The organism is Archangium violaceum (assembly GCF_016887565.1).
GTDB classification, from domain to species: Bacteria; Myxococcota; Myxococcia; order Myxococcales; family Myxococcaceae; genus Archangium; species Archangium violaceum_B.
This window is the reverse complement of record NZ_CP069396.1, coordinates 7,828,789-7,855,120: the sequence shown is the minus strand read 5'-3', so window position 1 is coordinate 7,855,120 and position 26,332 is coordinate 7,828,789. Positions and strand designations below refer to the sequence as shown.

Below are 26,332 nucleotides of genomic sequence, written 5' to 3'. Positions count from 1 at the left end.
GCACTCAGGCCGCCGAGACGGTGACTTCTGTTGCCTCTTGCAGCAAGAGGACGAAGCGGGCGCCGCCCTCGGTCCGGTTCTCCACGTGGAGCGTCCCTCCGGCCTGGGTGACGTAGCCGCGGCACAGGGCGAGTCCCAACCCGGTGCCCTTGCCCGGCGGTTTGGTGGTGAAGAAGGGCTCGAAGAGGCGCGGCAGCACCTCTGGAGGAATCCCCGGGCCGTTGTCCTCCACCTCCAACCGCACTCCGCCCGCTACCCGCCGGGCCCTCACCACGACACGGGCCGGGCGGGGCGGGCTCGCCGACTCCACCGCGTCCGCCGCGTTCAGCAGCAGGTTCAACAGCACCTGCACCAGGTGGCGCTGCCCCAGGCCCACCCGGGGCAGCTCCGGGTCCGCGTCCAACACCACCTCGCCCAGGCCGCGCAGGCGCACCGAGGCCAGCCGGCGTGCCTCCTCCATGGCCTCCTTCGGTGAGCCCAGCTCCACCCGCTCGTGCTCGCTTCCCTCGCGCGAGAAGCGCCGGAGATCCGTGACGATCTGCTGGATGCGCAGCAGGCCCTGCTCCGTCTCGGTCAGCACCTCGCCGAGCTCCGCCGGGTCCGGCGGCGAGTCCTCACGCCGCAGCTCCTCCTTGAGGTAGCTCAGGTTGGCCCTCACGAAGGCCAGCGGGTTGTTCACCTCGTGGGCCACTCCGGCGGCCAGCTGGCCCACCATCACCAGCCGATCCACCTCCGCGCGCTCGCGCTCGGCGTGAAGCCGGAGGCGCTCGCTCTTCGCCAGTTGCTCCAGGGCCGCGAGTCGCTCCTCCTGTGCCACCCGCTCCGCCTCGCGCAGCCGCCGGTAGGTCTTGCTCCCGAAGGCGCCGATCATCCCGACGAGGGCGAAGGTGACCGCCCGTGGCACGAGGACGCGGGTGGGCACTCCGGCCAGCACGTCCAACACCGCCACCGCGCATACCGTCGCTCCGAGGGTCAGCAGCATGGGCAGCCGGGAGTCCGGGGTGAACATCGCCAGGAGGAGGGGAACGGCGACGAGCAGTGCGAGGTAGGGGCTCGCGGGTCCGCCGGTGAAGTGGATGATCGCCGTCACCGATGCCAGGCACACCAACCCGGCCGCCAACCCCGGGAACCACCCGGGCAGCACCCCCACTCCCAGGCCGAGCAGCACGAAGCTCGTACTCCAGGCGAGCTGCACCAGCACCAGCCGCGAATCGAGGTCGCCGGGCAGCAGGAACCTGTGCACCAGGAAGATTCCGAGGATCAGCGCCGCTGAGACGAAGCAGCTTCGCCTCTTCACTCGGAGTTGTGCCTGGAGCGTGGCGTGATCCGCCGTCATCACGTCAAAAGGCTGCCATGTCGCCGTGAAGCCAGTCGTTGACGGCGGGGTCGTTCACGTCTTGGGCCATCCGGTTTATGACACAAGAAGTCTCAATTCATGAGAGTCATTTCAATCTCCGTGTGAGTCGTTCACCTGGACCCGATATCCGTGCCGGTCCGATAAGCTCGGAGGCATGGTTCCTCTCATCCTGCTCGGATGTGGCTACACGTTGACGCGGCTGGCACTCGTGGAGGCACGGAGCGGGCGCCCGGTGCTGGCGGTGACCCGGGACGAGAAGCGCCGCGAGGAATTGTCCCGAGCGGGAGTCCAACTCCCGTCCCTGGACGAAGCCGTGGCGTCCGCGAAGGGGGCCCACGTCGTGAGCTCCATCCCGCCGGAGGCCGGGCTCGATGCCTCCCTGTCCGAGTCCCTGGCGCGCGTCGGACCCGCCCGTCTCGTCTACCTCTCCTCCACGGGGGTCTACGGTGATGCGCGGGGACACGTGGACGAGTCCACCCCCCTCGACACCACTTCCACGCGTGCCCGGGGCCGCATCGACGCGGAGGCCCACTACCGGCGGCTCGGCGGCATCAGCCTGCGCATCGCGGGCATCTACGGTCCCGGCCGGGGCCTGCATGAGCGCATCCGCTCGGGCACGCTCCGCATCCCCGAGAGTGGAGGCGGCCGCATCTCCCGGGTGCACGTGGATGACCTGGTGGAGGCCCTCCGGGTGGTGCTGGAGCGGGGTGAGCCGGGAGGCATGTACTGCGTGGCGGACGATCGGCCGGCGACGCAGGCGGAGACGAGCCAGTGGCTGTGCGCGCGGCTCGGGCTGCCACTCCCACCGGCAGTGCCCCTGACTTCACTCCACGAGTCACTCCGCGGGGATCGGGCCATCTCCAATGCCCGGCTGAAGGCGCTGGGGTGGCGGCCCCGCTACCCGGATTTCATCGTGGGTTTTTCGGCCCTCCTGGAGGCCGGAGCCTGAGCTGACAGGAGCGATTCCGGCTACTTACAGCTCCATCCCATCCCATTGCACGGCGGTATCACGTGCGCGGTAACAGTTCGCGCGCGCTCCGGTGTTCAGGTTCGCGCGAGGACGGAGGAAGCGATCGTTGGCCATTGATGTGGAAGCCTGCTACCGCCGGTATGGACCGATGGTGCTCCGGCGCTGCCGCTTCCTCCTGCGCGATGAGGAGAGGGCCGTGGATGCCATGCACGATGTCTTCGTCCAGTTGCTCGACCATCAGGAGGCGCTGATGCAGACGGCTCCGTCGAGCCTGCTGCACCGGATGGCGACGAACGTGTGCCTCAACCGGATGCGCTCGGAGCGTCGGCGCCCGGCGGACACGGACGAGGAGTTGCTGGTGCGCATCGCGTCGATGGAGGACCTGGAGGCGCGTACGGGAGCCCTGGCGGTGCTGGACCGGCTCTTCGGACGGGAGCAGGTGTCCACGCGCACCATCGCCGTGCTGCACCTGGTGGATGGAATGACGTACGAGGACGTGGCGAAGGAGGTGGGACTCTCCGTCTCCGGCGTCCGCAAGCGCCTGCGCACCTTGCGCTCCCACCTGCAGCAACTGGAGGCCGCCTGACATGTCCCACCACACGCCCGATTGGTTGCTGGAGCGTATCGCCCTGGGGGAACTGCCTCCTGACGAGCTGGCCGCCGCCCGCGCGCGCCTGGCCACGGAGCCTGGAGGACTCGAGCGCCTCGCGAAGCTGGAGGCGGATGATGGGGCCACGCTGGCGAAACTCCCACCGTCCCAGGTCGTCGCCGAGGTGGCTCGTCGCCGCCGGGTGCGGGAGGCCTCGCGCTCGGTGGGGGCCTCCTCCAGCTCCCGGGGGTGGCTGCCGGCCGTTGCACTGGGAGCACCCGTGGCCGCGGGGCTCGCGCTGATGATGTTCTTCTCCCGGAGCGAGCTGCCCGAGGAGACCCGGCCGGAGCAGGTGGCGCTGCTCGAGACGACGCGCACCAAGGGGTTGGAGCCGAAGCTGCTCATCCATCGCCAGACGCGGCGCGAGCCCGAGCCGCTCGCGGACGCGGCCCGGGCGCGGCCGGGGGACGTGCTGCAGCTCAGCTACGTGTCCGCGGGCCGGCCCTACGGCGCGGTGCTGTCCGTCGATGGCCGGGGCTCCGTCACGTTGCACTACCCGGAGTCGCTCACCGGTTCGCTGGCGCTCGCGGGGGGAACGGTGTCGCTGTCGAGCGCCTATGAGCTGGACGACGCGCCCCTCTTCGAGCGCTTCTTCTTCGTCACCAGCACCGCGCCTTTCGATCTGAACGCGCTGATGGACGCGGCGCGCCAGCTGGCCCGCTCCTCCGAGGCGGCCCGCCACGCGCCGCTGCCCCTGCCGGAATCGCTCTCGCAGTCGTCCCTTACCCTGGAGAAGTCCCCGTGAAGCGAGCGCTCTTCGTCTCCCTTCTGCTCCTTCCCCTCCTGGCCGCGGCCTCTCCGGACGAGGGCCCGCCGCCGGTGCGGCGCTTCGCGCTGTTGGTGGGCGTCAACGACGGGGGCCCCAGCCGCGTGCGCCTGCGCTACGCCGTCTCCGACGCGAAGGCCGTGAGCCAGGTGCTCGGCGAGCTCGGCGGGGTGCTGCCGGGAGATCGCATCCTGGTGCTGGACGCGGACCGCGCGGCGCTGGAGGACGGGATGAACCGCCTGCGGCGGATGATCGACGCGGCGAAGTCCTCCGGCGGGCGCACCGAGGCGCTCCTCTATTACTCGGGGCACTCGGACGAGGAGGGCCTGATGCTGAAGCAGGACCGCCTCTCGTACCGGGAGCTGCGCCAGGCCTTGAACGCGCTGACGTCGGACGTGCGCATCGCCATCCTGGACTCGTGCGCGTCCGGAGCGATGGCGCGGCAGAAGGGTGGGGTGCGGCGGCCAGCCTTCCTGGTGGACGCGTCCTCGTCCGTGCGGGGGCACGCCATCCTCACCTCCTCCTCCGAGGACGAGGTGTCCCAGGAGTCGGATCGCATCGGCGGCTCGTACTTCACGCACAACCTGGTGTCGGGCCTGCGCGGCGCGGCGGACCTGAGCGGGGACGGGCGGGTGACGCTCAACGAGGCGTACCAGTTCGCCTTCAACGAGACGCTCGCGCGCACGGAGAAGACGCGGGCCGGCGCGCAGCATCCGGCGTACGACATCGACCTGGCCGGTTCGGGCGACCTGGTGATGACCGAGCTGCGCACGAACACGGCGGGCCTCGTCCTGGCGGGTCCGCTCGATGGCCGGCTCTACGTGCGTGACGCGCCGGGCAACCTGGTGATGGAGCTGGAGAAGCGGGCGGGACGTCCCACCGAGCTGGCCCTCCCACCGGGCCAGTACACGGTGACGCGCGAGCGGCAGGGAGGGGGCTCCCGGGCCTCCTTCGCGCTCGCGGAGGGCCGGCGCACCTCGCTGGGCGAGAGTGACTTCTCCCCGATGGCGGGCGAGCTGACCGTGTCGCGCGGGGGTGGCGCGATGGCGATGGGCGCCCCGGCGCGGGAGCACTCGAGCCGGTTCTTCAACGTGGGCCTGGTCCCGCTGCTGCAGACGAACTCCGTGCTCGAGGGCCCGGTGGACAACAACCTGTCGCTCTCCCTGCTCGTGGGCAGCTCGGCGCGGCTGAGGGGCGTGGCGTTGGCGCTCCTCGGCCACTGGGCGACGGACGAGGTGGCGGGCGCGCAGCTCTCGGTGTTGGCCAACGTGTCCGGGGCGGATGTCCGCGGACTGCAGTCCTCCGTGGGAGCGAACTGGGCCTCGGGGAGCATCGCCGGCGGGCAGGCCTCGGTGGCCTTCAATCACGCCAGGGGCGATGTCACGGGCGTGCAGGCCTCGGCGGGTGTCAATCTCGTCCAGGGCCGGATGCGCGGCATCCAGGGGTCGGTGGCCGTGAACTGGGCGGCCATGGCCGAGGGCGCGCAGCTCTCCCTCGTCAACGTGGGCGGGGACGTATCGGGCGCGCAGGTGGGCCTCCTCAACATCGCCCGCCGCATGAGGGGCCTGCAGCTCGGGCTGGTCAACGTGTCGGGCGACATGGAGGGTGTCCCCTTCGGGTTGATCAGCGTGGCGGGCAATGGCCAGTTCCACGTCGAGGTGACCGGCAGCGACTTGCACCCCCTCGACCTGGCGATCAAGCTGGGCAGCAAGTCCTTCTACACGGTGTTCACGGGCGGCTATGGCACCCTGGTGGGAGGCGAGGCGCGCTGGTCGATGGGCCTGGGCCTGGGTGGACACGTGTCGTTCGACCGCTGGTTCATCGACCTTGACGCGGTGGGTCGCTCCGTCTTCGTGGGCAGGACCGCGAACAGCAACCTCCTGCTGGCCCAGCTCCGGCTGCTGGGGGGTTTCCAGATAGCGCCGCGCTTCGCGGTGATCGCCGGCCCCTCGTTCAACACCGCCATCTCGCTCGATGGGGCACCGATGCAGAAGGTGAGCTTCATGTCCGGTGAAGCCCGGGGCGAGCTGGAGATGTGGCCCGGGTTCCAGGTGGGCCTGCGCTTCTAGGTTTCCGTTGCGCGAAGGGCCCCCCGCCCTGTCAGGCTGTCGCCTCCGGCGATAGAATGTGCCGGTTTGCACGGGCCGGCATCGGAGCCGGCGGGAAGGGGGCATATGTCCAATCTGCTAGCGGCATTCAACGAGGGCGTGAGCCACTCGATGTCCGGCAACCATCAGGCCGCGATCCAGGTCTTCGACCGCCTTCTGGAGCAGGACCCCAGTGATGTGCTGGCGCTGAGCGCCAAGGGCTCCTCCCTGGTGAGCCTGGGGCGCCCGCGCGAGGCGCTGAAGTGCTTCGAGCGCGCCATCGATCTGGATCCAGAGACGGCCGAGCACTACCGCAACGCGGCCCTCTGCCAGCTCGAGCTGGACGAGCCGGAGGCGGCCAGGGGCCTGCTGGAGGAGGCCCTGCAACTCAACACCGAGCAGGCCTGGCGCGAGGCCACGGCGGTGGAGATCGCCAACCTGGGCGAGGCGCTCCTGACGGAGTCGGGCAAGCACCGCACCCGGGGCATCGGGCTGACGGGCAAGGCGCGCTACCGCCACGCGCGGCACGTGCTGGAGCTGGCGCTGGAGCTGCACCCGGGGCTGGCGGAGGCGGCCAAGGCCCTGGCGGATGTCTGGGCGCACCTCGGGGACACCGAGAAGCGCGATCAGTACACCCAGCTGGCGGGCCGGCTGCTGCGCAGCATCGCCAGCTGACTCAGAGGGCCCGCCACATCAGGTAGTGCGGGCCAATGCCAGCCAGCTCGAACTCCCCACCCTCCACGCTGAAGCCCAGCCGCCGGTAGAAGCCCGCGGCCGTCGTGCGCGCGTTGCACCACAGCCGGGTGCCACCATGACGCGCCGCGTGATCGATGCAGGCCTGGAGCAGGGCGGCGCCGTTGCCCCGGCCCTGTTCGTGAGCGAGCACCGCCATGCCTCGCAGGCGCCACTCGGTGGGGGACTTCGAGCCGGGCTGGGGCTCGCGGTAGAGCGAGGCCACGCCGAGCTGTTTCCCCTCCACGTACAGTCCCAGGTGCACCGTGTCCGGGGCATCGTCCCCCGGGTAGACCAGCTCCTCGGGGCGCTGGTGGGGGCGGAGCACGACGTGGCGAAGGTGGCGGGTCTCGGCCGCGGAGATGGGGCGGATCTCGTACGGGGGCATGGGGCTGGGATTCTTCCGGAGGGGCGGAAAAATAGGGGAAATAATTCACGTGTATGCCGCCAGCGGGGCTCGTGCGTCCTCTCCTGTGGAAACCGGGCAACGAGGTCCAACCTTGAAGGGCACCGCCATCATGGACGAGACGCCGCTGGGAGCGAGGGTCACCCCCCTCGACTTCGACGCGCTCGTGGAGCGTGAGCAGGCCGCCCTGCTGCGCCTGGCGCGGCGCCTCATCTGGGACGGGGAGGAGGCGAGGGACCTCGTCCAGGCCACCCTGGCGGATGCCTACGAGAAGCGTCACACCCTGCGAGACGCCGGGGCCGGTCCCGCCTGGCTGCGGCGCATCCTCGTCTCGCGGGCCATGGGCCTGCTGCGCCGGCGCCGGGTGTGGAATGTCGTCCGGGAGGTGTTGGACCTGGGCCCGGCCCCGCGACCCTCGCCGGAGGAGTGCTTCGCCGGGGTCGAGCGGTGGCGGGCCTTTGGCCGGGCCCTGCGGACGCTCCCAGCCCAGCAGGCCACGGCCTTCTCCCTCCGCTACCTGGAGGGGCTCGAGCTCGATGCCATCGCCGACGCCATGAACCTCGCCCGCGGCACCGTCCGCATCCATCTCTACCGGGCGCTCCAGAAGCTCAAGGCCGCTGACGCCCTCCAAGGAGACACCCCATGAGCTGCCAGGACGTCACCGCGGCCCTCCTGGACGAGAGTCTGCCCCGGCCACCGGGCTTCCAGGCCCATCTGGAGCAGTGCGCCGGATGCCGGGCCCTCGCCGGCCTCCACGCGTCCGCCGCCTCGCTCCGCCTGCCCGAGCCGCCGGCCCCGGCCCCCCTCCCGCGCGAGGCCATCCTCGGCGAGGTGCGCCGCCGCCAGCACTTCCGCCGCGGGGTGGCCAGTGCCGCCGCCACCGCCGCCGTGGCCCTGCTGGTGCTGCTCGTCTCACCCCGGGCGGTGACGCCGGTGTCCGGCGAGGGCGAGCCTGTGGTGGGCGGCCCGCTCGAGGGCTCCCTGCGGGTCGAGCAACCCGTGCGGACCGCGCCGGCCGGGCGGGGCGAGGTCCTCTCCCTCGGGGTGCTGTTCGACCAGGTGCACGGCTACACGCGCACCAACCCGAGCGTCGAGGACGCGATGTACCAGCCGTTCGGGACGCTCGCGGTCTGGGTGCGTCCGCCGGACGCCACGGCGCTCGATGGCGAGCCCTTCCAGACGGCCCTCGCGGCCTTCCATGTCTCGCGGTCCCAGTGAACCGAAGTGATGAAAGGAGCCGTACCATGATGAAGAAGCTGATGTGCGCCCTCGTGGTCCTCACCGCCGTGCCCGCGCTCGCCGAGGACAAGCAGGAGAAGCAGGACGTGCGCGTCTTCGTGCACGGTGGAGCGTCGGCGGTGGCGCCCCTGCCTCCGCTGCCCCCCCTGCCGCCCGTAGCCCCGCTGGCGCCTCCGTCCTTCGGGATTCCGGCGGAGGTGGCGGCGAAGATCGGCCTGCCGCAGAACCTGATGCAGAAGGTTCAGGATCTGACGTTCGAGGCCAATGACGTGCTGATCGGCCTGGAGGCGGATCTCAAGCGGTCCCAGCTCAACCTGGAGCGCGAGCTGCGCCAGACGAGCCCCAACGAGGGCACGGTGAAGGAGCTGGTGGAGAAGGTGGGCCGAGCGGAGACGGCGGTGAGGCAGAACCGGGTGGGCCTGATGGTGGCGATCAAGAAGACGCTGGGCCCCGACTACTGGCAGAAGCTGGAGGCGGAGATGCCCATGGTGATGGGAGGGGCCTACCCGAGGCAGCTCCGCATCGAGCGGCGGATGATGGCGCCTCCCGCCCCCGCCCAGGAGCGCCAGGGGCAGGACGGCAAGCGCTGACGGTCCCACACTCCGCACCCGGGTCCCTCGCCTCCCGCCAGCCAGAAGGGCCATAGTGAGGGCATGGACGCGGACAAGAAGGACCAACTGGATGCGGATGCGGCCCAGCTGCAACGGCTGGGATACGCGCAGCAGTTGCTGCGTGACATGGGCGGCTTCTCCAACTTCGCCGTCTCCTTCTCCATCATCTCCATTCTCACGGGAGCGGTGACGCTCTATGGCCATGGCCTGCGCTTCGGCGGGCCATTCGTCATGGGGGTGGGCTGGCCGTTGGTGGCGGTGATGACGCTGACGGTGGCGGCGAGTCTGGCGCAGCTGGCCTCCTCGTTCCCGACGGCGGGGGCGCTCTACCACTGGTCGGCCATGCTGGGAGGCCCGCGGGTGGGCTTCTTCACGGCGTGGCTGAACACCATCGGCCAGTTCGCGATCACCGCGGGCATCGACTACGGCCTGGCGGAGTTCGTGGCGGACATGTTGGGGTGGCCGAGGGAGTCGCGGCTCCACGTGCTGTCGCTGTACGCGGTCATCCTGCTGTCGCACGCCATCCTCAACCACGTGGGCGTGCGCGCGGTGGCGCTGCTCAACAACGTGTCGGCCTGGTACCACGTGGCGGGGGTGGCGGTGGTGATTGGAGCGCTGGTGGCCTTCGCGCCCAAGCAGGAGCCGGGCTTCCTGCTCACGCGCTTCACCACGGAGAGCAGCGTCTACACGTACGGCTTCCTCATCGGCCTGTTGCAGGCGCAGTGGACGTTCACGGGCTACGACGCGAGCGCCCACGTCTCCGAGGAGACGATGGATCCGACGCGCAACGCGCCCTGGGGCATCTTCCTGTCGGTGGCGGTGAGCGCGGTGGTGGGCTACGCGCTGCTGGTGGGGGTGACGCTGGCGATTGGAGATCTGCCGGCGGCGGCGGCGGCGCCCAACCCCTTCCTGCACGTGCTGCGTGAGTCCCTGGGACCGGCGCTCGGTGGGGCGCTGGTGTGGATCGCGATTGGGGCCATGTGGTTCTGCGGACTGTCCTCGGTGACCTCGAACTCGCGCATGCTCTTCGCGTTCGCGCGGGACGGGGGGCTGCCGGGCTCGACGCACCTGGCGAGCGTGTCGCCGCGCTTCCGGAGCCCGCACGTGGCCATCTGGGTGTCGGTGGCGGCGGCGTTCGTGGTGGCCATCTGGAGCGGGGCGTACGCGGCCATGGTGGCGCTGAGCACGCTGGCCCTGTATGCCTCCTACGCACTGCCGGTGTGGGTGGGCCTGCGCGCGAGGAAGAACGGGACGTGGTCTCACCAGGGGCCGTGGGACCTGGGACGCTACTCCACGCTGGTGAACGTGGTGGCGCTGGGCTGGTGCGCGGTGGTGATGGTGCTCTTCGTGCTGCCGCCCAACGAGCTGGCCGGGTACACGTTCGCCGGGGCGCTGGCCCTGCTGACTGTCTACTGGGTGGCATTCCAGCGGCATACCTTCGTGGGACCGAAGGTGACATTGCTCGCTCCGTCTCCCGTCATCGGGGCAAGTTCAGGGGAATGAGTCCGGGGGCGATCTGCTAGGAACGCGTTAGGAAGTCGGAGAGAGCCCCCTTCCGAATCGGAGCCGCATCCATATGAGCAAGCGTCCGCAGTCCGCCGAGTCGTCCGAGCTGGTCGCCGCGGCGATGGCCATCGAGGAGGAGCTGCGCAAGTTCGAGACCCTGGCGGAAGAGGTGAGAACCGGGCCGCTCCGGTCGCAGAAGAACCTGGAGAAGATGGGGAAGCTGCTCAACTCGGTGGCGGACTGCGACGAGCGGATGGTGGCGCACATGCGCTCGCTGCTGGGGGTGCTGAACCAGTGGAGGGATCGGCAGCAGGCGCTGGCGGCGGAGGTGAACAGCCGGGCGTTGGAGCTGCAGGAGCGGACGAAGGTGTACCAGTCGCTGATGGAGCGCTTCGCGGCGTTGGGGCAGGAGGCGGCGGCGCTGAGCGGGCACATGCAGGGGATCGCGAGCCAGACGCAGCAGGGGCAGCAGATGAAGGCGGAGGAGATCATCTCCTCGCTGCAGACGATGAACGATCGGATGACGCAGGTAGCGGAGAGCGCGGAGTCGCTGGCGAGCGACGCGGCGGCGCAGGACTTCGCGGACATCTCGAGAGACGCGGAGTCACTGCGGCAACAACTGCTGTCAGCACGAAACCGGGCGAACCTGTTGCAGCAGAAGTTGCATCCGGCGAACGCCTGAAGATCCCGACCCCAGAAAAAGGTTTCGACCCTCTCCCTCTGGGAGAGGGCCGGGGTGAGGGTATGGAGCCCCCCGGCTTCCAACCCGAGCGCCCTCAGCGGGCGGCTCTGGGAATCCTGGTCCCGCCCATCTCGAGAACACGCTTGAAGTGCTCCGAGGACACGGAGGCGACGCTCAAGCGGCTGCGGGTAATGAGGGGAAAGTCCTTCAGCTCGCGGGTGGACTTGATGGTGGAGAGCGTGACCGGCTCCTGGACGGCGACCACGGGTCCCACGTCGACGGAGGCCCAGTCCTCGTCCGGGGCGGTGGGGTCGGGACCGGGGTCGGTGAGGACACGGGCCACGCCGACGACGGCCTTGCCCTCGTTGGAGTGGTAGAAGAGACACAGGTCGCCGGGCTTCATGGCCCGGAGGTTGTTGCGAGCCTCGAAGCTGCGCACGCCGGTCCACCCGGTGCGGCCGTCCTTCTCCAACTGGGAATACGGGTAGACGGAGGGCTCGCTCTTGATCAGCCAGTACTGGGGTTTCGCCATGGGGGCGCATGGTAGAGCAGGGGGCCTGACCGGTGGAGTCGGATCCGCGAGGTGAGGAGATCTCGCTGGCGCGGGAGCCCACCCGTGCCAGACTCGGGCGGAGGAGACCGCACACGCATGGCCATCCAGGGATACGACGCGCTCGACGCCACCGCACTCGCCGAGCGGGTGCGCAAGAAGGAGCTGCACCCGAGCGAGCTGGTGGAGGAGACGATCTCACGCATCGAGGAGGTGAACCCGAAGCTCAACGCGGTGGTCCACCGGATGTACGACCAGGCGCGCAAGACGGCGGCGGGACCGCTCCCAGAGGGACCATTCACGGGAGTGCCCTTCGTGGTGAAGGACCTGGATGGCTACGTGGCGGGGGTGCCCTTCACGGGCTCGTGCAAGGCGCTGGTGAACTTCGTCCCGGACCATGACTCGGAGCTGATCGCGCGGTTCCGGCGTGCGGGCGTCATCCTCGTGGCGAAGACGAACACGCCCGAGCTGGGGATCCTCGGGACGACCGAGCCGGCGCTGCGAGGGCCGACGCGCAACCCGTGGAATCCGGAGCACTCGACGGGAGGCTCGAGCGGAGGCTCGGCGGCGTGTGTGGCGACGAGGGTGGTGCCCATGGCGCATGCGGGTGACGGAGGGGGTTCCATCCGGATTCCCGCGTCCGCGTGTGGCCTCTTCGGGCTCAAGCCGACGCGGGCCCGCAACCCGCTGGGGCCGATCATCGGCGAGTCGTGGGGCGGCTACGTCCAGCAGCACGTGCTGACGCGGAGCGTGCGGGACAGCGCGGCGATGCTCGATGCGACGCACGGCGCGGATCCGGGAGCGCCCTACGCGGCGCCTCCGCCGGCGAGGCCCTTCCTCCAGGAGGTGGGGGCTCCACCGGGACGCCTGCGCATCGCGTTCTCCACGGGCTCGCTCTTCGGCAAGCACGTGCACCCGGACTGCGTGGCGGCGGTGAAGGATGCGGCGAAGCTGTGCGAGGATCTCGGCCACGAGGTGGTCGAGGACGCACCCCGGCTCGACTGGGGGGAGCTGGTGCGCGCGTACCTGGTGAACGTCGCGGCCAACGTGGCGGTGGAGCTGGAGGAGATCTCCCACCTGACGCGCAAGCCGCTCGACGCCAGTGACTTCGAGCCGTCGACCTGGGCGCTCTCGCAGCTCGGTAACATCCTCACGGCGGCCGATCTGCAGCGCTCGCGCAGCGCCACCCACCGCGCGAGCCGGAAGGTCGCGGCCTTCTTCGAGCGGTACGATCTCTTCCTGGACGCGACGCTCGCGTATCCGCCGGTGCGCATCGGCGAGCTGGCACTCAAGCCCACGGAACTCGCGGCGCTGGCGGTGCTGCGCAGGGTGCCGGTGAAGCCCGCCTTCCTGCGGATGCTGGACGAGCTCGCGGCCAACAGCCTGGAGCGGACGCCCAACACACAGCTCTTCAACCAGACGGGGCAGCCGGCCATGTCGGTGCCGCTGTACTGGAACGCGGCCGGGCTGCCCATCGGGGTGCAGTTCGCCGGACGCTTCGGAGACGAGGCCACGCTGTTCCGGCTCGCGGCGCAACTGGAGCAGGCCCGGCCGTGGGCGGGGCGGACGCCCCTGGTTTCGGCGGGGAGCCGTTAGACTGGAAGGACACGGGGGAGTGCTTCATGCCGTCGGACAAGGCCGATCTCGCGGCACGGCTCGTCGTGGCCCAGCGAGGGGATTCCGTTCTCGGGCTCTTCTTCCAGACCGTCTTCGACCTCGTCCAGCAGCGGGCGGGGGAGGGGGGGTTGGAGAGGCTGCGAGCCGGAGGGTTCATACGGGAGCACGGAGAGCTGCGCATGTACCCGGTGCAGGACTTCCTCCATCTGCTCTACGCGGCGGGGGACGTGATGGAAGGAGTGTTCGGCTTCCCGGAGGCCGTCTTCCGGGCGTGTGGGGAGCACGGCGTGGCGCGCTACGACTCCGGCCCGGGCCGCTTCGTCTTCGGCGTCATCGCCCGGGGGGATCCGCACAAGTTCTTCTCGGTGGTGCAACTGGGCTACAGCGGCGCGGTGACGTACGGGCGTCGCGAGTACCTCCGCACCGGAGCGAAATCGGGTGTCCTGTCCACCACGGGCGACATGGTGCCCCCGGCCTACCATGAGGGGGTCCTCGTCGGCGCGCTCCGGGTGCTCAAGCTCCAGGGGCGGGCCCAGGCGCGGCCTCTGTCCATCGACCGGGTGGAGTACGACATCTCCTGGTCGTGAGGGGATGGCGCTCCCCTCACGCGGGGGGCTCGCTCAGGCCACCCGTTGAGTGGAGATGGAGAGCGGCCGCGGCCCCGGGTTCCGGGTGGCCTTGTCGGGATCGACGGTGAGTACCTTGAGGACCATGCGAGGGGAGAACATGGCGGCGGGTGACTCGATCATGTGCTGCACCTGCACGAAGGTCTTCATCGTCTCCTCGTCGTAGCCCGCGAGCTGCTGGAACCGGTTGCCGTACCAGCGCATCAAGTCGAACCCCGGCGGACGCTTGCCCTCCACCTCGGGGAAGGCCAGATCGCCAGCCGTCGCGAGGGCCCAGGGCCCCGCGAGGATCTCACCCGCACGCCGGCGGTAGCGATTGGAGGCCCCGCGCACGCCCTGGCGCAGACACCCGCCCAGCGCCTCGGCCTGCATCGCGCCCGTGCTCATGCCCTGGCCGTAGATGGGGTTGAACGAGCAGAAGGCATCCCCCACCACCGCGAGCCCCTCGGGGAAGCGGGGCATGCGCTCGTAGTGGCGGCGCTGGTGGTGCGAGAAGCGGTAGAGGTGGATGGGTCCGAGCGGCTCGGCGTTCTTGATGGCCTCGTACAGGTGCGGTTGGGGCAGGCCGCGAGCGAACTCGAGGAACGCGGCGTCGTCCGCCGTCGAGACGGCATCTCCCAGCCAGCCCCCCACCAGCGCCAGCCAGCGGTCATCTTCGATCTCCTGGATGATGCCGATCCGCCTTTCCTTCGGCAGCCTGGGCGCGATCGCCAGGCTCCGCCACCCTGGGTCGAAACCCCGCGGCTGGCGGTAGAGGCGGCTGGCGTAGCCCACGTCCACGTGGATGCGCGTCTCCTCCACGCGAGGGTAACCCAGCGCCTCCAGCCACTGGGGCGTGCGCGAGCCACGGCCGCTGGAGTCCACCACCAGCTCGGCCTCGAGCGTCTCCTCCTGCCCGCCGCCTGGCGCCTGGATCTGGAGTCCCGTGACGTGCGTCCGCTCCCCGTTCGTCTTCAAGCCCACCGCCTCCCGGCCATCGAGGATGCGCACGTTGGGAAGGGCCTGGAGACGCTGACGGACCACCCACTCGAGCAGCAACCGGCTCATGGAGGCGGCCTTCACGTCACTGCGAAACCGTGGGCGCCAGGTGCCGGACCCGAACGAGGCGGTGGTCTCGATCACGTCCAGGAACTCGGCTCCAGTGGCCTCGATGTCCTCCCGGATGCCCGGGAAGATGCCGGCGAGGATGTCCATTCCCCGTGTGAGCAGGCCATGGACGTGCTGCGCCTGGGGGACGCCCTTGCGCGGCATCGGCCCGTTCTGGAAGCGGTCGCGCTCCACCAGGGTGATGCGATCGAAGTGGCGGGACAGCAGGCCCGCGGTCATCAGTCCGGCCATGCTGCCGCCATAGACGATGGCGTGTGTACCGGCGCGAGTGGAGGGAAGGGCATTCGAAGTGCTCATACGGGGTGGATCGTAGGAGACCTCGCGCGGGCCGTCGAATCACGGAACCCGGGACCTCCCAGTCAAGGAGGCTCGTCCGTGAGTGCCTCCCGCAGGTCCGGAGCGAGACCGGCTCCCGCGAGGAACACCTCGGCATGGCCGGTACGTCCATGGGCCGCCGCCTCGCGCTGGTGGAAGGCTGTCAGCGTGAGGCCCACGGCCTGGGCTCCACCGAACTGGAAGCCAACCTGGGTCCGGTAGCAGGTGCATCCGGTCACCTTGCGCGGCAACTCGGCCGACACGTCCACCACCAGGGGGCGCAGGTCCGCGGGCAGCGCTGGATCGGGCCGGGCTCCGGGCTGGCGCACGGCGTAGGGCGTGTCGCGGTACCACAAGGTGCGGGAGTCCCACGCTCCCAATGACGGCATCAGCCGCACCACCTGCACGTGGTCCACATGGCTGCCCAGCGCCTGCGGAGCCAGCACGAGGTCCGGTCGCAGCTCGGCCAGCACCGGTGCGAGCCGTTCCACCACCACCGCGCCGATGCGATCGTCCTCGCGTGGCGGGGTGAAGAGGGCCGCCGCGCTGTCATAGCCGCGGTGCGGTGCCTCCGGCAGGTTGGTCCACACCAGTACATCCACCTCCATCAGCTCCGCGAAGTCGCGATCCTCCTCGCGGCGCATCGCCATGTAGTCCACCTCGGGCCGGAGGCCCTTGTCCGTCTGACAGGCGAGCGCGAAGCCCGACGGGTGCGGCATCGAGCGGGTGAAGACGGTGACGAGGGCCACCGTCCACCCTCGAGCCTTCAACCGGGCCAGGGTGCCACCGCAGGAGAAGGCGACGTCGTCCAGGTGGGGTGAGAGGAAGAGGGCGGTGCTCATAGCAGGTGCGGTGCGCTCCGGAAGCGGCAGGAGGGATCGGCGGTGTCCACGGTGGTGGCCGGGTCGTACAGGTGTGTCCAGCCCGTGTCCGGACCGGTGCCGGTGAGCTGGCCGTAGACCTGCTGGATGCGCCGGCCCACCGCCTGCCACGAGTACAGCTCCCGCACCTCGGCGAGGGCCGTGCGCGCGAGGCGGCGGCGCAGCTCCGGATCGTCCAGCATCCGGGCGATGGCATCGGCCAGGGCGCGGGCGTCCCGGGGAGGGACCAGCAGTGCGTTTCGGCCGTCCTCCAGGCAGTCCACCACGCCCACCGCCCGAGTGGAGACGATGGGCAGGCCGGTGGCCATGGCCTCGAGGATCGTGTTGGAGAAGCCCTCCGAGTACGTGGGCGAGATGAACAGGTCTCCACGCCGGTACACGGCGGGCGCGTCCTCGTAGGAGGCATGGCCGGTGAGCTCGATGCGGTCACCCAGACCCAGCTCCGTCACCCGGTTGCGCACGGCGTTCAGGTCCGGGCCGATGCCGGACACCACCAGCTTCAGCTCGCGGCCGTTGCGCGTCAGCATCCGCATCGCGTCCAGCAGCTCCATCACGCCTTTCCGCGCGTCCACGCGGCCGTGGTAGAGCAGCACCGGCGGATTCCGCATCGCGCCCAGTGAGGGCTCGTCACGCGGGTGGAAGCGGCGCGTGTCGGTGGCGCCGGGCACGAGGGTGAAGCGCTCCAGGGGTGTCCCGTGGTGGCCCCGCACCTCCTCGGCGAAGGAGCGGCTGCCGATCAGCAGCGCCCCGGCGTGGCCCAGCACCGCCAGCATGGCCTGCTTGTGTGTCCCGCAGCAGGTGCCCACCCAGTGGCCGTCACCGCCCTGGATGGACACCACGTTGGGCAGCCCGAGCCGTCGGCTCGCCTCCAGCGCGGCCAGCCCGCATGGGTAGCCATACTGCGCGTGGATGAGATCGAAGGGCTTCCGGCGGTGCTCGCGCTCCACGGTCGCCACCATGTCCTCGACGTCCTGCTCGAAGCTGGCCGGCAGGCCGTCGCCGACGCGCTGCTCGCCCAGGGACTCGCGGCCCAGCACCGTGACACCGGGCACGGGGGGCGGAGGCCCGCCGCCGTACACCGAGACCCCCGCCCGGTCATTGCGGTACTGGCTGACCATCGTCACGTCGTGACCACGGTCCGCCAGCTCCCGCACCAGGTTGAGGGCGTAGACGCTCATGCCCGAGATGGCCGGGAAGAAGCGCCGGGAGATGAAGCAGACCCGCAGCGAGTTCTTGCCGCTCATGCCGCCACCTCCGCGCCCGAGGGCATGTGGGCGCGCAACCACTCGCGAGCCTGGGGAACCATGCTGTGCGCGCGGTGCGAGTCGCGCGACAACTCGACGCACACCAGCCGGTCGAAGCGGATCTCCACCAGGGCCCGGAGCACCGAGGACACGTCCAGGTCCCCCTCGCCGAAGGGCAGGTGCTCGTGCACGCCGCGCTTCATGTCCTCCAGCGCCACCGTGCCCAGCACCGGCGCCAGCTCGCGCACCGCGTCCGCGGGCACCCGCTCCTGCGTCACCAGCAGGTGTCCCACGTCCAGCGCCAGCCGGATGGGGGCCGCGCCGAGCCGTGCCACCTCCTCCTGGAGGCGGCGCCACTCGTCCACCGTCTCCACCCGCATGCCCGGCTCCGGCTCCACCGCGGCCACCACGCCGCGCGACGCCGCGTAGTCGGACAGCCGGGCCACGCCGTCCACGAGCCAGCCCCAGGCCGCCTCCGTGTCCACACCGGGCCGGGGCACTCCGGCCCAGAAGGACACCGCCTCGCCCCGGCAGGTGGCGCAGATGTCCACCGCCCTCCGGAGGAAGTCGAGCCGCCGCTCGCGGCCCTCGGGCTCCGGGCTGATCAGCGTGGGCTCGTGCTTGGCCCGTGGCTCCAGCAGGAAGCGCGCGCCCGTCTCCACCACCAGTCCCAGGCCGAGCCGCTCTAGCAGGCCCGCCAGCATCTCGGAGCGGTGCCCCAGCCGGGGGGCGAAGGGATCGAAGTGGTGATGATCCAGCGTGAGGGCGACGCCGTCGTAGCCGCTGTCGGCGATGAGCCGCAGCGCGTCCTGGAAGCGGTGGTTGGCGACGCCGTTGGTGTTGTAGGCGAAACGCAGGCTCATGACAGACCTCCTCCGAAACGACGGCCGCGCAGCACCTGCTGCACGCTGTGGCGGCCCGGCTCGCGGTAGAGCGAGTAGAGGCGGCCCACGCGCTGCTCGGCCAGGCGGACGTTGAACCAGGCCGGTCCTCCCAGCCGCTCCTCGGCGGCGGGCGTCAGGCGCACGGGCCGGGCACCCTCCGGCGGTGTGCCGAGCCCGACCAGGGGCTCCTCGTGTGCGAGCAGCCGGGCCACGTTCCGCTCACCGATGCGGGAGTAGGTCATCGTCTCCACCTCGAGTCCCGGCACGAGCACCTTGACCACGTGGATGGAGTGGTCCGGCGGAGACATGTCGGCCACGAGGATGTCGAAGCCGGCGGAGCGCAGTTGATCCACCACCAGCTGGCAGCGGATCGCCGGCTCCTCGGAGACCTGGACGCGGGGGAGGTCGGTGAAGCGCACCTTGCGGTTGCACGCGACCGTGCGGGCCGTCAGCGCGCGCAGCGCGTCCGCGGACATGCGGGCCCACTCCACCATGCCGTACAGGGCCCGTTCCTCCTCCCGGTCCACGTTCACCTGGGGGAGGAACCGCTCCAGGTAGCCGGGTGGGGCGACGCGGGCCACGTGCTCCAGCGGCCCGTGCATGAAGGCCTTGCGTGCTCGCGAGCCGGCGTACTCCAGCAAGGCCTTGCGCAGGGCCCGTTCCCGATCCGGATCGGCCGCCTCGCCGCAGGCCGTCACCATCAGGGGCTGATCGCCCACGTCGGGGTCCCTCGCCACCACGTACAGGTTCACCAGGCCGAACTCGGTGGTGGCCAGCTTGGGAATCACCTCGATGCCGAGCTGGCGGTAGCGCTCCAGCAGGGCCTGGACGTCGGGAGACAGCTTCGCCCCCTCCAGGTCGAGCACGACGCCCTGATCCATGGCGCGGAAGCACAGGCCATTGCCATCGCGCTGGAGCAGCTCCAGCAGGGCGTGCGCCAGGGCCTGATGGCGGGTGAGCCCCGCGCCCTGGCCGTTGGTGATGGGGAGGATGAGCGGCGAGCGGCCGTGGAGCTGGCTGGGATGGATGGCGACGTACTCTTCCGGTACGAGCACGGGCTCGCCGGTGGACAGCCGCCGCATCTCCACCCAGGTGAGCAGCATGTCCGGGTGATAGGGGCTGCCGGCCGGCAGGCTCAGCGTGAGCGGATCCGCGACACCGGACCTTCCGCGCGCGCGCACCATCTCGGTGTAGCTGCCGTGGAAGCGGGGGAGGGTGGTCATGGCCCGCTCGGCGAAGACCTCCTCGGCCAGCTCGCCGATGGCGCTGACCATGCCCTCCTCCTCGGTGGCGCCGTAACCGTGGGAGGTGATCCACGGCCCACCCACCATGCGCAGGCTGGAGGCCACCACCGGGATGCCGACGCGATCGATGGCATCGTCCCGGAACAACAGCAGCTCTCCGGGCGGCATGGCCCGGGCATAGGCGTCTCGTGCGGCTCTCAGGCTCATGTCAGTTCCTCCATGGAAATGGGCCGGGTATGCGGCATTCCGGCGAGCAATCGATCGAACAGCGCCAGCGCGTGGGCGCGGGTGACGCCGCGGGCGGACTCGAAGGGGGTGAAGACGTTCTCGAAGGGAAGCCGCTCGAGCACCGCCCGGTAGCGGCGCAGCTCGCCGTGGCTCAGGGGGATGGCGGCGTGGAAGCCCTTGTGACTCGAGAGCGCCGCGGGCCGGCCCCGGGCGTCCAGCTCCACCTTGAGGACGTCTCCGCAGAAGAGCGAGCGCGTGCGCGCGTCGTACAGCACGCACTGGCCCTCGTAGTGTCCGCCCACGCAGTGCAGCGTGAGCCCGGGGGCCAGCTCGTGCTCGTCGTCCACGGGCCAGCGCACCTGGAAGGCCTTGGTGTAGGGCACCGCGTCGCGGTGGAGCACGAGCAGCGGATCGAACCGCTCCTGCAACTGCCACAGCGCGCCGAAGCCGTGCGGGTGCGAGGCGGACAGCACCTGGATGCCCCCCAGCGAGGCGAGGTGCTCCAGCGCCCGCCGCGAGTACCAGGGGGCGCCCTCGAAGGCCACGTTGCCCTCGGGCCGCCGCAGCAGCCAGCCGGTGCCGCCCAGTCCGAAGCTCGGGGTGCAGTGGAAGCCGAGCACTCCTGGCAGCGCCTCGTACCAGGAGGTCTCCAACGATTCCGACACCTGGGCGGCGGAGCGGAACTCCCAGCCGTCCCGGGGCAGGGCGTTGCGCACGTCCATGCAGATGGGGCAGTGCGGAGGGCGCTCGTGGACGAACCACGGCTGCCAGGAGCCGCAGTTGCAGCAGGCATAGCGGCTCAACGGCATGGCGCGTCCTCCCAGGAGCGGGGCTCGCACGCCTGGCTCAGCAGGGTGAGCAGGCGCACGTCCCGCTCGGGCGCGAAGGGGGAGGGGCGGCCCTCCAGCACGCAGGCGGAGAAGGCCTCCACCTGGTGGAGGAAGGGGCTCCGGTCCTCCTCCGGGGAGATGGGCACCACGGTCTCCACGCCGGTGGCCGCATCCGTGAGCGTCAGTGTGCCGCCAGGAGTCTGGCCCATCGTGTTGCGGGCCAGCGCGCGGGCCCGGGTGCCGATCAGCTCCAGGGTGCGGCGCGGGTAGTTGTCAGGGCAGTTGTAGGCCACCTGGAGCACGCCCAGGGTGCCGCTGCGGAACCTGCCCATGAGGATGGCGCCGTCATCCACCGGGTAGTCGTGGACGCGCCGCTGCATCAGGGCGGTGAGGGACGTCCACTCGTCCTCCAGCAGCACCTCCAGCAGATCGATTCCATGAGGCGCCAGGTCGATCATCGCGCCGCCCCCCGCCTGGTGCGGATCGATGCGCCAGTTGCGCGGCGCCCAGTCGCGAGGCAGCCAGCAGGCGTAGTGGATGCGCGCCTGGGTGACGGTGCCGAGCACGCCCTCGCGCACCAGGGTGCGCAGCTTCCGGTGGGCGGCGTGGTGGCGCTGGTCGAAGGCGGTGGCGTACTGGAGGCCCGCGCGCCGGCACGCCTCCACCATGCGGGCGCCCTCCTCGGGGCGGATGGCCATGGGCTTCTCGCACAGCACATGCCTGCCGGCCGCGGCGCAGGCGACCGTCACCGGCGCATGCACGTGGTTGGGCGTGGCCACGTAGACGGCCTCCACCTCCGGGTGGGCCAGCACGTCGTCCAACCGCGTGTACCGGACCGCTCCATCACCGGGCATGCGCGCCAGCGACTCGGAATCCGGATCGCACAGGGCCACCAGCCGGGCATTGCCCGCCTGCAACAGGGCGGGGGCCACATAGTCCCGGGCCACCCAGCCACAGCCCACGATGGCCCATCCGAGCCGCCGTGAGCGCTGGAACGAACGTTCCATGAGCACACCTCTCGAAGATTCATTGCCCGCGGAGGGCCGCGCTCAGGGCTGGATGCCCGCCGCGACCAGCACCGCGTTCTCGTAGGACTGCATGGGCCCGTCGTGGACCAGCTCCAGGTCCTCCAACGCATGGCGGAGGGTGAAGCCGGCGGCGCGGGCGTGGAAGTCCATCTCCAACACCCGGTCCAGCACGTCGGCGGCGTGGAAGGCGCGGGCCTCCGGCGTGTCGGTGCGTGGCAGCACGCGCCGGGCCTCCCGGATGCGATCGACCGGTCCTGTTGGCAGCGTGGCCAGCACCTCCTCGGTGAGCCGCTCCACCATGGGTCCCACCGCATCACCCAGCAGCACGTCTCCGGCGTAGCCCGCGTCCGGCAGCACCACGTTGAAGAGGTGGTGGCTCAACCCGGCCACGAAGGGCAGGGCGGGGCGGGCACCGAAGAGGGGAGCCACGAGCACCGCCGCGATGGCGACGGCGTAGCAGTGGTCCGCGTGGCTCTCCGCGGGCTCCAGGAGGATGCGGGGACGGCCGGGGAGCGTGGCCCCGGCGCGTGGCTGGCGCACCAGCCGCTCCACGAAGGGAGGGGGTGCGGTGCCCTCGGTGCCGAGCGGCTCCGCGAGCGCGGCGTGCAGCCGCTCCCGGAGGCCCGGTTCCAGGGGACCGGCGGCCGCATCCAGCGCGCGGTGGAGGAGCTCCAACGCGCGGGGAGGTGGCAGGCCGGCCCGGTGCAGCACCTCGGCGTCGATGCCTCCGAGCCGCACCGAGACCAGGGCGAGCGCCGTCTCGCGCAGCGCCAGCGCCTCCGGCTCCACGCCCGCGACGAGCGCCGCCCAGGCCCGCCGGAACCCTCGTGCCGCCAGACCCTCCAGGTGGTCGGCGGTGCGGACCCGCTTGAGGTCCATCAGCTCCCCCAGCAGCGGGCGCAGCGTGGCCAGGCGGTCCGGGACCGGGGCCGTGTCCGAGACGGAGGCGGTCATGGGCTAACCCCGCAGGAGCTCGTTGCCGACGGTGGGCCGCGCACTCCCGGCGGACAGCCACTTCATGAGGCGCCGCTGCTGCTCGGGCATGGCGTGCTCGGGCGTGCGGCCGTCCGGCGTCATGGGCGCCTTGAAGAAGCAGCCCAGGGACTCGATGACTCCGCCCTCGCCGCGCCGTTTGGCCAGGTCCAGCGTGCGCGCCAGCTCCACCACCAGCGGCGCGGCCAGGATGGAGTCCTTGCACAGGAAGTTGACCTTGAGCTGCATGGGCTGGCCGAGGAAGCCGAGGACATCGATGTTGTCCCAGGCCTCCTTGTTGTCGCCGCGCGGCCGGTAGTACTGGATTTGAACGATGTGATCCTGGACCTTGTAGCCGAGGATGCTGTCCAGCACGGCACCCTTGGTGTCGAGCTTCGAGGCCTTCGAGGCCGGGTCGTTGAGGGCCTCGCCGTCGCGGTTGCCCAGGATGTTGGTGGAGTACCAGCCGGACACGTACAGCGCGCGATCCCTCAAGGCCGGGGCGAGCACCGTCTTGAGCAGCGTCTGGCCCGTCTTTCCATCCTTGCCCGCCACGGGCGCGCCGTTGCGCCGGGCGAGCTCCAGGAGCGCCGGCACGTCCGCGGCGACGCTCGGCGTGAAGTTGGCGAAGGGGAGGCCTCGCGAGATGGCGGCGTAGGCGTAGAGCATGGCCGGGCTGATCTCCGGGTCATTCGCGTCGATCGCCGCCTCGAAGGCCTCTGGCGTGGCGAACTGGGGCAGGGCCGTGTTCACCGGACGCTCGGTCGAGGCGCAGTTGATCATCACCAGCCGATCCACCTGCTGCTCGCGTTGGAAGCGCTCCAGATCCTGGTGGATGGCCTCCACCTGGGCGCGCAGGCTGCTCATCTTCTTGTTGGATGAGCCCACCACGTTGCGACAGAAGTTCCTGTTGGACACCGCGGGCCAGGGGCGCATCTTCGACAGCACGGGTTCCACTGCCTGGAGCTGGCTCTCGGTCAGCACGCCATGAGTGCGCGCCGCCTTGGCCAGATCATCATCGTACAAATCCCAGCCCCCGAAGGTGAGTGCCCCGTAGTCCACCAGGCCCGCGCCCTTCACCCCGGCCAGCGGCAGGCCCGTGGTGTCCACCACGCCCCGCTTGAGCAGCTCCATCCCCGCGATGGCGGTGGTCGCCACGGCCCCACCCATCCCCACGACCGCGATCCCCAGACGATCCCCGTACATGTCAGACAACTCCCCTTGAGTTTCACCACGTGTCGGGCTCGTGCTCCCCCGGAGGAACCGAGGCTCCTCGTTTCGAGGTGGGGGACGTGCTCGTCGGATGATTCCGAAGCGGGTCCCTCACGAGCCCACGTAATGAGTCATCACGGGACAGAAGTCCTTCAAGTCGGGGAAACCTGAATGTCCCGAAGGGCAGGTCATGCGTCCGCGGATGAAAAAAAGAGCCCGGCGCGAACATGTTTCGCGCCGGGCTCCGGGAGTTGAGAGGGATTGGATGGGCTAGAGGATGCGAGCCTTCCACCGTCCGCGCCGGAAGAAGACGGCGCTCAGCGTGCCGAGCGCGCAATAGCCGAGGGCGATGGCCAGGAACACGCCGGAGGGGCCGAGCCCCATGGTCCTGGAGAGCAGGTACGCCAGGGGCAGTTGCAGCATCCAGGAGCAGAGCAGGTTGATGACGGTGGGCGTGGTGGTATCCCCCGCGCCATTGAAGGCATGCGGGAGAACCGTCCCAAAGGCGTAGAAGACCATGCTGCAGCTCACGATTCGCAGGCAGCGCGTGGCATGCAGGACCACCTCGGCCTCCGAGGTGAAGGCTCGCACGAGGGGCTCGGCGAACACCAGGAAGCCGAGCGCCATCGCACCAAGCAGGAGCAGCGTGTGGAAGCTGGCCCGCCAGGCCGCCCGCTCGGCCCGCTCCGGATCCCTGGCCCCCAGACTCTGGCCCACCAGGGTGCCCGCGGCGTGGCTCATGCCCCACGAGGGCTGCTGGGCGAAGAGGAGGATGCGCATGGCGATGGTGTAGCCGGCCATCGCCGCGCTGCCGAAGCTGGAGACGAGGCGCATCAGCACCAGCCAGCTGGACATGATCAGCAGGGACTGGACGAGGGCGCTGCCCGACAGCCGCAGCAAGGCGAGCAGGGTAGCGGGCTCCAGCCGCAGGTGGCGGCGCCGGATGACGAGCCGGCCACTGCCGCGCATCAGCCCGTGGAGCTGGTAGAGCACGCCCACGGAGCGCCCGAAGGTGGTGGCCACCGCCGCGCCGAGCACGCCCAGCTCGGGCAGGGGGCCCAGGCCGAAGATGAGGCCGGGGGCGAGCACGATGTTGAGGCCGTTGGCCAGCCACAGCGCGCGCATGGAGGTGGCCGCGTCCCCGGCGCCGCGGAGGATGGCGCTGATGAGGAACAGCAGGGTGAGGACGAGGGTGCTGCCCAACATCACCCGTGTGTAGGAAGCGCCGTGCTCCACCACCCAGGGCGAGGCGCCCAGGGCCGAGAGCAGCGGGCGCGCGAACAGGATGCCTCCCACCGCCACGGGCAGCGCCAGCAACAGTCCGAGCCACAGGGACTGCATGGCCGCGCTCGCCGCGCGCTCCGGATCCTTCTCCCCGATGCGCCGGGCCACCAGGGCCGTGGCGCCGATGGACAGGCCCATGGGCAGCGTCTGGACGAAGGTGAGCATGGACTCCGTCATGCCGACGGTGGCCACGGCCTCCGCGCCCAGCCGCGAGACGAAGAAGACGTCCACCAGGGCGAAGATGGACTCCATCACCATCTCCAGCACCATGGGCACCGAGAGCAGCAGGAAGGCGCGATCCACGGAGCCGGCGGTGAGGTCATGCCTGGCGCCGCGCAGGGCATCCCACAGCACGGGGAGCCAGCCCTTGCCCTCTTCGATGGAAGGGGAGGCGGCGGGCGTGAGGAGTTCGGGTGTGGAGGGCTGCGACATGGAATGAAAAGCGGAGGGACTCGTGCGCGTGTGAGGGACGCGAGGGAACGGGTCCAACCGCGTTTTTCATCCACATCCGGCTGAGGGCCGCCCGGTCGCCAGGCCTGGAGCCTACGAGGCCCGGACGCGCCCGATGAACAGCGTGTGCAGGGGCCCGCCGCCCTTGGAGCGGGCGGGTGTCTCCACCACCTCGGTGTCGAATCCCGCCCGCTTCAGCCGGTTGGCGAAGGCCTGGTCCGACGAGGCGGACCACACCACCACCAGGCCGCGAGGCTTCAGCGCACGCCGGATGGCGCTCAGCCCACGCTCGCCGTAGAGCCAGCGGTTGGCTTCCTGGGTGAGGGCCTCGGGGCCGTTGTCCACGTCCAGTAGCACGGCGTCATAGTGGCCCTCGGCCTCGCGGAGCAGCTCTCCCACGTCCCGTGCCTCCACCTTCACGCGAGGGTCCTCGAGCGGCCGTCCGGCCAGGGGCGCGAGGACGCCCCGGTTCCACTCGACGACCGCGGGCACCAGCTCCGAGACCACCACCTCGGCTGACGGAGGAAGCCGGTCCAGCGCGGCCCGGACCGTGTAGCCGAGCCCCAGACCGCCCACGAGCACGCGGGGCCGCTTCCCGGCGAGGCCCGTGCAGGCCACCTCGGCCATCTTCTCCTCGGAGCCATGCTGGCGGCTGGACATGAGCTCGCGGCCGTTCGCGCGGATGGCGAACTCCTCGCCGCGCTGGTGCAGCACCAGCTCACCACCGCCCGGAGCGGGCGCTCGATCGATCACCTTCCACGGCTTCATCGTCCCGTCACCATAGCCCCAACTGGCCGGGAGGCAGCGGGAATCGAACCCGCGCCGGGCGTCCCGTCTCGTCCCGTCCTGTTCCAG

26 protein-coding genes are annotated in these 26,332 nt (G+C 70.5%); 12 read left to right on the top strand and 14 right to left on the bottom strand.

Features of this window, described 5'->3' with window-relative positions:
• Positions 1-4: 4 nt before the first annotated feature.
• A complete protein-coding gene (locus JRI60_RS31240) occupies positions 5-1,336 on the bottom strand; it encodes a sensor histidine kinase (protein WP_204219592.1) in 1,332 nt (443 codons plus the stop codon).
• 175 nt (positions 1,337-1,511) lie between these two features.
• Here JRI60_RS31240 and JRI60_RS31235 point away from each other — a divergent pair, with 175 nt between their 5' ends.
• The 5 genes from JRI60_RS31235 to JRI60_RS31215 all read left to right on the top strand — a co-directional run bounded on the left by JRI60_RS31235 (position 1,512) and on the right by JRI60_RS31215 (position 6,504).
• A complete protein-coding gene (locus JRI60_RS31235) occupies positions 1,512-2,306 on the top strand; it encodes an SDR family oxidoreductase (RefSeq protein ID WP_204219591.1) in 795 nt (264 codons plus the stop codon).
• Between the two features lie 127 nt (positions 2,307-2,433).
• Complete coding sequence (locus tag JRI60_RS31230; RefSeq protein ID WP_204219590.1) at positions 2,434-2,913, top strand: RNA polymerase sigma factor; 480 nt, start codon at positions 2,434-2,436, stop codon at positions 2,911-2,913.
• Position 2,914: 1 nt separating this feature from the next.
• Complete coding sequence (locus tag JRI60_RS31225) at positions 2,915-3,721, top strand: ActD protein (RefSeq protein ID WP_204219589.1); 807 nt, start codon at positions 2,915-2,917, stop codon at positions 3,719-3,721.
• Complete coding sequence (locus JRI60_RS31220; protein WP_204219588.1) at positions 3,718-5,811, top strand: caspase family protein; 2,094 nt, start codon at positions 3,718-3,720, stop codon at positions 5,809-5,811. The genes JRI60_RS31225 and JRI60_RS31220 overlap by 4 nt, the downstream gene beginning before the upstream one ends.
• A gap of 105 nt (positions 5,812-5,916) precedes the next feature.
• Positions 5,917-6,504 carry a tetratricopeptide repeat protein gene (locus tag JRI60_RS31215; RefSeq protein ID WP_204219587.1) on the top strand — a complete coding sequence of 196 codons (588 nt, stop codon included), beginning with the start codon at positions 5,917-5,919 and terminating at the stop codon, positions 6,502-6,504.
• Position 6,505: 1 nt separating this feature from the next.
• On the opposite strand, the gene JRI60_RS31210 is transcribed toward JRI60_RS31215, so the two are convergent.
• Entirely contained in the window at positions 6,506-6,949 is a 444-nt protein-coding gene (locus JRI60_RS31210) for a GNAT family N-acetyltransferase (RefSeq protein WP_204219586.1), read from the bottom strand.
• 112 nt (positions 6,950-7,061) lie between these two features.
• On the opposite strand from JRI60_RS31210, the gene JRI60_RS31205 reads away from it, so the two are divergent.
• The 5 genes from JRI60_RS31205 to JRI60_RS31185 all read left to right on the top strand — a co-directional run bounded on the left by JRI60_RS31205 (position 7,062) and on the right by JRI60_RS31185 (position 11,005).
• The gene (locus JRI60_RS31205) at positions 7,062-7,613 is read left to right on the top strand and encodes an RNA polymerase sigma factor (protein ID WP_204219585.1); all 552 of its coding nucleotides are present in this window, start codon (positions 7,062-7,064) and stop codon (positions 7,611-7,613) included.
• Positions 7,610-8,185 carry a hypothetical protein gene (locus JRI60_RS31200; protein WP_204219584.1) on the top strand — a complete coding sequence of 192 codons (576 nt, stop codon included), beginning with the start codon at positions 7,610-7,612 and terminating at the stop codon, positions 8,183-8,185. Before JRI60_RS31205 ends, JRI60_RS31200 begins: the two co-directional genes overlap by 4 nt.
• Before the next feature lie 26 nt (positions 8,186-8,211).
• Positions 8,212-8,796: a hypothetical protein gene (locus tag JRI60_RS31195; protein WP_204219583.1), complete on the top strand. Its 585-nt coding sequence runs from the start codon at positions 8,212-8,214 to the stop codon at positions 8,794-8,796.
• Positions 8,797-8,859: 63 nt separating this feature from the next.
• A complete protein-coding gene (locus JRI60_RS31190; RefSeq protein WP_204219582.1) occupies positions 8,860-10,320 on the top strand; it encodes an amino acid permease in 1,461 nt (486 codons plus the stop codon).
• 73 nt (positions 10,321-10,393) lie between these two features.
• Positions 10,394-11,005, top strand: coding sequence for a hypothetical protein (locus JRI60_RS31185; protein WP_204219581.1), 612 nt, complete (start codon positions 10,394-10,396; stop codon positions 11,003-11,005).
• A 94-nt stretch (positions 11,006-11,099) separates the two neighbouring features.
• Here the strand turns inward: JRI60_RS31185 and JRI60_RS31180 are convergent, their stop codons facing one another.
• Positions 11,100-11,537, bottom strand: coding sequence for an EVE domain-containing protein (locus JRI60_RS31180; RefSeq protein WP_204219580.1), 438 nt, complete (start codon positions 11,535-11,537; stop codon positions 11,100-11,102).
• Between the two features lie 117 nt (positions 11,538-11,654).
• On the opposite strand from JRI60_RS31180, the gene JRI60_RS31175 reads away from it, so the two are divergent.
• Positions 11,655-13,151, top strand: a complete 1,497-nt coding sequence (locus tag JRI60_RS31175) for an amidase (protein ID WP_204219579.1) — start codon at positions 11,655-11,657, stop codon at positions 13,149-13,151.
• A gap of 26 nt (positions 13,152-13,177) precedes the next feature.
• A complete protein-coding gene (locus JRI60_RS31170; RefSeq protein WP_204219578.1) occupies positions 13,178-13,759 on the top strand; it encodes a TIGR02265 family protein in 582 nt (193 codons plus the stop codon).
• A gap of 33 nt (positions 13,760-13,792) precedes the next feature.
• On the opposite strand, the gene JRI60_RS31165 is transcribed toward JRI60_RS31170, so the two are convergent.
• The 11 genes from JRI60_RS31165 to JRI60_RS31115 all read right to left on the bottom strand — a co-directional run bounded on the left by JRI60_RS31165 (position 13,793) and on the right by JRI60_RS31115 (position 26,245).
• Positions 13,793-15,202 carry an FAD-dependent oxidoreductase gene (locus tag JRI60_RS31165; RefSeq protein ID WP_204219577.1) on the bottom strand — a complete coding sequence of 470 codons (1,410 nt, stop codon included), beginning with the start codon at positions 15,200-15,202 and terminating at the stop codon, positions 13,793-13,795.
• A 62-nt stretch (positions 15,203-15,264) separates the two neighbouring features.
• A complete protein-coding gene (locus JRI60_RS31160; RefSeq protein WP_204219576.1) occupies positions 15,265-16,062 on the bottom strand; it encodes a PIG-L deacetylase family protein in 798 nt (265 codons plus the stop codon).
• Complete coding sequence (locus JRI60_RS31155) at positions 16,059-17,345, bottom strand: glycosyltransferase family 4 protein (protein ID WP_204219575.1); 1,287 nt, start codon at positions 17,343-17,345, stop codon at positions 16,059-16,061. The genes JRI60_RS31160 and JRI60_RS31155 overlap by 4 nt, the downstream gene beginning before the upstream one ends.
• Positions 17,342-18,208 (bottom strand): sugar phosphate isomerase/epimerase family protein, encoded by an 867-nt coding sequence (locus JRI60_RS31150; protein ID WP_204219574.1) that lies wholly within the window; start codon positions 18,206-18,208, stop codon positions 17,342-17,344. The genes JRI60_RS31155 and JRI60_RS31150 overlap by 4 nt, the downstream gene beginning before the upstream one ends.
• Positions 18,205-19,680: a YcaO-like family protein gene (locus JRI60_RS31145; protein ID WP_204219573.1), complete on the bottom strand. Its 1,476-nt coding sequence runs from the start codon at positions 19,678-19,680 to the stop codon at positions 18,205-18,207. Before JRI60_RS31145 ends, JRI60_RS31150 begins: the two co-directional genes overlap by 4 nt.
• Complete coding sequence (locus JRI60_RS31140; RefSeq protein WP_204219572.1) at positions 19,677-20,510, bottom strand: hypothetical protein; 834 nt, start codon at positions 20,508-20,510, stop codon at positions 19,677-19,679. The genes JRI60_RS31145 and JRI60_RS31140 overlap by 4 nt, the downstream gene beginning before the upstream one ends.
• Positions 20,501-21,538 carry a Gfo/Idh/MocA family protein gene (locus tag JRI60_RS31135; RefSeq protein WP_204219571.1) on the bottom strand — a complete coding sequence of 346 codons (1,038 nt, stop codon included), beginning with the start codon at positions 21,536-21,538 and terminating at the stop codon, positions 20,501-20,503. The genes JRI60_RS31140 and JRI60_RS31135 overlap by 10 nt, the downstream gene beginning before the upstream one ends.
• A 42-nt stretch (positions 21,539-21,580) precedes the next feature.
• Positions 21,581-22,513 (bottom strand): hypothetical protein, encoded by a 933-nt coding sequence (locus tag JRI60_RS31130; RefSeq protein ID WP_204219570.1) that lies wholly within the window; start codon positions 22,511-22,513, stop codon positions 21,581-21,583.
• Between the two features lie 3 nt (positions 22,514-22,516).
• Positions 22,517-23,737, bottom strand: coding sequence for an inositol-3-phosphate synthase (locus JRI60_RS31125; protein WP_204219569.1), 1,221 nt, complete (start codon positions 23,735-23,737; stop codon positions 22,517-22,519).
• Positions 23,738-24,013: 276 nt separating this feature from the next.
• The gene (locus tag JRI60_RS31120) at positions 24,014-25,459 is read right to left on the bottom strand and encodes an MATE family efflux transporter (RefSeq protein ID WP_204219568.1); all 1,446 of its coding nucleotides are present in this window, start codon (positions 25,457-25,459) and stop codon (positions 24,014-24,016) included.
• A 111-nt stretch (positions 25,460-25,570) separates the two neighbouring features.
• Entirely contained in the window at positions 25,571-26,245 is a 675-nt protein-coding gene (locus tag JRI60_RS31115) for a spermidine synthase (protein ID WP_204219567.1), read from the bottom strand.
• Positions 26,246-26,332: the final 87 nt, after the last annotated feature.